The organism is Leisingera sp. (genome assembly GCF_034669605.1).
In the GTDB taxonomy this organism is placed as follows: domain Bacteria; phylum Pseudomonadota; class Alphaproteobacteria; order Rhodobacterales; family Rhodobacteraceae; genus Leisingera.
The window spans coordinates 1-4,614 of record NZ_JAXMOX010000279.1; the positions used below are offsets into that span (position 1 = coordinate 1).

The following is a 4,614-nucleotide window of genomic DNA, read 5'->3' on the forward strand; positions in this document are numbered from 1 at the left end:
TCTGCTGCATCAGATAGGCCCGCAAACTGGCTCGCGGCGGGTCCATCCGGTCCGCGGCAAAGGGATCGACAAGGTTTTCAAAAGCCCGGAACATGGGGACCCTCTCAAGTAGGTTGTTGGAATCGCTTGAGATGTGGGTTGCCGTTTCCGCCCTGCAGACGGCCCGCGGGCGGGACCGAATCTGAAACCATTGCGAAAGATGCCTGCACCGCAGCCCGGCTTTTCTAGAATGCGCGCAAGCCTTTGTCAGCAACGGATTTGCCCCCGCCGCAAATACCGCAACCGCAAAAACCCACTGCCTGCGCCCGTGTTTACGGGTTGCAGTGCCGTGGCGATTCACTACATTGCCTGTAGCCTAGTAAAACAGTAAGGAATTTGGCGATGCTCACCGACACAGGCCGCTTTGACACCCCGGATGCAGCAAAATACCTGCAGCAGCTCTGCAAGCATTTCGCCCATAAGGTCGAGGTGAAATTCGACACCACCGATAGAACCGGCCACGGCACCGTGGCGCTGGGAATGGGCCCCGCAACACTGCGCGCAACCGCACAGGAGCTGACCGCCGAAGTCACCGCCCCGACCGCTGATGAGCTGGATCATGCACGGCAGATCATCGACAACCACCTTGCCCGCTTTGCCTTTCGCGAAGAGTTCAAGACCATGGCCTGGCAGTCCGCAACAGCCCCGGCATAATCCCTCCGCAGGACAGGATATGCGCCCGGTTCCGGTTTTTTACCGTATTGGATAAATTTCCTGAAGATCCCCCGCTCTCCGTAGAAATTCATCGAAACCGGCACCCGCGACGCGCGGGCCTGCCCCCAATGCCCGGGACCGCGGCCCGCGTCAGCACATTTAGCTGCGGCCGGCTCCGCAATCGGAGGCTTGCTTGCGGTACTGGCTCGGCGTCGCCCCCTGCCGCTGGCGGAAGGCGCGCTCAAAGGCCGAGACTTCGGAATAGCCCAGCCGCTCCGATATATCATGCAGCTGCGCCCCTGGCGCCCGCAGCATGCGCTTGGCAATCTCCATCCGGCAGCCCGCCAGCAGCTGCGAGAACTTCTGCCCTTCCTCCTCCAGCTTGCGCCGCAGGGTCCGGCGCGACATGCCCAGGGCGGTGGCAATGACGGTCTGCTCGAAACTTTCGCGGCCAATGCGCATCAGCAGCTCGCGGCGCACCCGCACGGCAACCGGCGCCTCGCGCTCGTTTTGCCGGGCGCTGCGGACAATCGACTGCGACGCCGCCTTGAACGCCGGGCTATCGCTGTCCGCCAGCGGCAGATCCAGCAGGGCCTCCGGAAACACCAGCGTATTGGACGCGGCGGCAAACTGCACCGGGCAGCGCGGCCCGGCGGCGCTGCGGTGTTGCAGGGCGCTTGATTCGTGCTCCAGAGACACCAGATCGGGCCGCCAGTCCGGCCCGGCCGCAGATCTCACCAGGCTATGGAACACCGACAGCGTCAGCTCCGCATCCTGCTGCCGCGGCCAGATGCGGAGATCCAGGATCCGGTAGGTCAGCAGCGCCTTGCCCGCCTCCATCGACAGCCGCATTTCCGAGTCGCTCTGCACCATCGGAAAGGCATTGCGGAACAGCGACAGCGCCGCCCCCAGCGTCGGGGCCTGCTGGATGAATTCTCCAAGCCTGCCAAGATTTTGCAGGTCGAACACCGACCCCACCCGCCAGCCGAAATCGGGTAGCCCCAGCTGGTCCGAGGCATGCTCGCAGAAGTCCACGAATTTTTTCAGGCCGATCTCGCCCTCCAGATCTTCGGGGCCGATCCCGGCGGTGCGGAAAATCCCGGCGGTATCGCCGTTCATGAACTCAACAGCCCGCAACGGATCGTTCAATGTGGTGGCCGAAATCCGGGGCTGATAGTCGTTTGGCATCGCGCAATTCCTCAGGATTGCGTCAGAATACCGCAAAATCCCGCCATTCCAGAAAAAACACTGCGGTCCGGGCCGCAGCTGCCAATTCTGTCCGGAAATGTCGTCTTGTTGTCCGGATGTGTCCGCCACAAGCACCGCCGCCACAGTGCAGCCTGTGCAGATGGCACCTCAAACCGGCACCTTTCACATAGCAATCGCAGGCGGCGGCCCGGCCGGGTCGGTGGCCGCAGTGCTGCTGGCGCGGGCCGGCTTCCGCGTGGCGCTGGCCACCCTGCCGCCGCGCGGGGCCCGGTATGAGGGCCTGTCCGCCCGCGTCGCCGCAATCCTGCAGCGCCACGGGCTGCCGCTGGCGGGCATCGGGCCTGCGGCGCAGCGCCATGTCAGCTGGGGGGCTTTCCAGGGCGGCCGCAACAGCGAGCACCCGGCCGGCCGCAGCCAATTCGACGCCGGGCTGCTGGAGGCCGCCAAGGATGCGGGCGTTGCCGTTTTTCAACAACCCGTGGCCAGCCTCCGCCCGGACGCCGGCGTCATCCGGCTGGCCAGCGGTCAAAGCCTCTCCGCCCAATTGCTGTTCGAGGCCCGCGGCCGCCGCGCCCCGCGTCCCGGCACGGAACAAAGCCGGGCAAAGCTCCTCGGCCCGGAGACCATCTCCATTGCAGGAATTGTGCAGCCGCAGACCGGGGACCTGGACACACCGCAGTTAACGGCCCGGCCCGGCGGCTGGACCTGGTCCACCCCTGTGGGCAAAGATCAGCTTTGGCTTCAGGCTGCGGGCGATGCCGCCGCTCTGGACAAACGGGCCGGCGGCAAGGCGGCGGTGGCGGCGCTGTGGCACACAGTGCTGGCGGACACCCCCCTGCCCCGCCGCCCCGCCATCCATGCCATTGCACCGCGGCTGACCGCGCCGGAGCTTGATCCGCGCTGCCCGCGGCTGGGCGATGCCGCGGTGGCGCTGGATCCCCTGTCCGGGCACGGCATGTTCTGGGCGGTCTCCTCGGCGCTGATGGCGGTGCCCATCGCACGGGCCTTGCTGGACGGCCAAACGGCGCTGGCCCGCGATTTCTACCGCAACCGGGTGGCCGAAACCTTCTGGCGTCAGGCCCGGGTGGGCCGCGATTTCTACCGCGAGGCGGACATTCAAACACCGTTCTGGCAGCAGCGCGCCGCCTGGCCCGATGATCTCCCCGCCCACAACACCGGGATCCGCCCGCACATCGCCCGCCGGGTGATCGTGCAAAACGGCCATCTGGCGCGGCGCGAGGTGCTGATCACCCGCGATGCCCCCGGCGGTGCCGCCTTTGCCGCCGGGCAGGAGATCGTGCCGCTGCTGCGCCGCCTGAACGGCCGGCCGCTGCCGGACGCGGTGCGCTTTCACTCCGCGGTGTTACCGGCGGCCCCGCCGCAGACGGCCCGCGCCATCCATCAATGGCTTCTATCGCAAGGCTTCACCGAGGGGGCGCAGATCCCCTTGGACACCAGCAACAGGGAGAAACTTCCATGGCAAAACAATCAGCCAGTCTGACGGCTGCAATGCTCTTGACAGTCACCAGCGCCGCCCCCGCGCTGGCCAGCGAAGCGCTGGTGCAGGACATCTGCACCGCCTGCCATACCGGCGAAGACGGCGGATTGACCCGCATCAACGGCCAGCGCAAGACGCCCGAAGGCTGGATGATGACCATCGTCCGGATGCAGCAGGCGCATGGGCTGGAGATCAGCCCTGAGGACCGCCGCGCCATCGTGCAGCATCTGTCCGACACCCAGGGACTGGCCCCGTCCGAGGCCGCCCCTTTCCGCTATGCGCTGGAAAAAGACCCCAACGCGCAGGAAAGCTTTGACGAGGCCTTTGCCTCGATGTGCGCGCGCTGCCACACCGGCGCCCGCGGTCTGCTGCAGAACCGCACCGCCGAGGAATGGACGCTGCATATGGATTTCCATGTCGGCCATTTCCCCACCATCGAATATCAGGCGCTTGGCCGCGACCGCGAGTGGTACAACATCGCCCGCACCGAAATCGCCGGTTATCTGGCCGAGCGGAACCCGCTGGAAACCGCCGCCTGGGCAGACTGGCAGGCGGCAGACAAACAGCCTGCGGCAGGCGATTGGGTGGTGATCACCGACCTGCCCGGCATCGGCGAGGCCTACGGGCGGCTGACGGTAACGGGTGATGCCTCGCCCTATCAGGTCAGCGGCGAATTTGTGACCGCAGACGGCACCAAACATCCCGCCTCGGGCCGGATGAACCTTTATACCGGCTATGAATGGCGCGCCAATCTGGACATTGGCGGCACCGCCTACCGCCAGGTTCTGGCCCTGTCCAAGGACGGCAACACCCTGCAGGGCCGCCAGTTCGACCGCAGCAACGACGCCCTCGGCGCACCCTTGAGCGGCGCGCGGGCGGGCGCGGGCAGCGTCATCCTCGGCACGGTTCCTTCTGCCGTTCCGGCGGGCGCCGCACAGGCGCAGGTGGTCGGCACCGGGCTGGACACCCTTGCCAGCTCCAGCGGCACTGCAACCGCAAATGGCTATGGCGCGGCGCTGTCGCTGGCGGCTGAGGGCAATGGCGTGGTCACCTTCAGCGCCGGCGGCGCCGAGGGGCAGATCGCCCATTACACCTCGGTCGACAGTCTCCGGGTGGAGCCGGAATTCACCATCGCCCGCGTCGGCGGCGGCAGCGACGCAGGACCGCCCCCGGTGACCGCCTATTTCAACGCGATCGGCATGAGGAACGGTCCG

4 protein-coding genes are annotated in these 4,614 nt (G+C 66.6%); 3 read left to right on the forward strand and 1 reads right to left on the reverse strand.

The features are described from left to right. Nucleotides 1-381 precede the first annotated feature (381 nt). Nucleotides 382-693, forward strand: a complete 312-nt coding sequence (locus VOI29_RS22640; protein ID WP_323783909.1) for a DUF2218 domain-containing protein — start codon at nucleotides 382-384, stop codon at nucleotides 691-693. A gap of 159 nt (nucleotides 694-852) precedes the next feature. Here VOI29_RS22640 and VOI29_RS22645 read toward each other — a convergent pair whose 3' ends face one another. Then, entirely contained in the window at nucleotides 853-1,881 is a 1,029-nt protein-coding gene (locus VOI29_RS22645) for an AraC family transcriptional regulator (RefSeq protein WP_323783911.1), read from the reverse strand. 118 nt (nucleotides 1,882-1,999) lie between these two features. Between VOI29_RS22645 and VOI29_RS22650 the strand changes: the two genes are divergently transcribed. Continuing rightward, nucleotides 2,000-3,403 (forward strand): hypothetical protein, encoded by a 1,404-nt coding sequence (locus VOI29_RS22650; RefSeq protein ID WP_323783913.1) that lies wholly within the window; start codon nucleotides 2,000-2,002, stop codon nucleotides 3,401-3,403. After that, nucleotides 3,379-4,614 (forward strand): quinohemoprotein amine dehydrogenase subunit alpha (gene peaA / locus VOI29_RS22655; protein ID WP_323783915.1); only part of this gene is annotated, 1,236 nt, incomplete at its 3' end. The genes VOI29_RS22650 and peaA, both read left to right, overlap by 25 nt.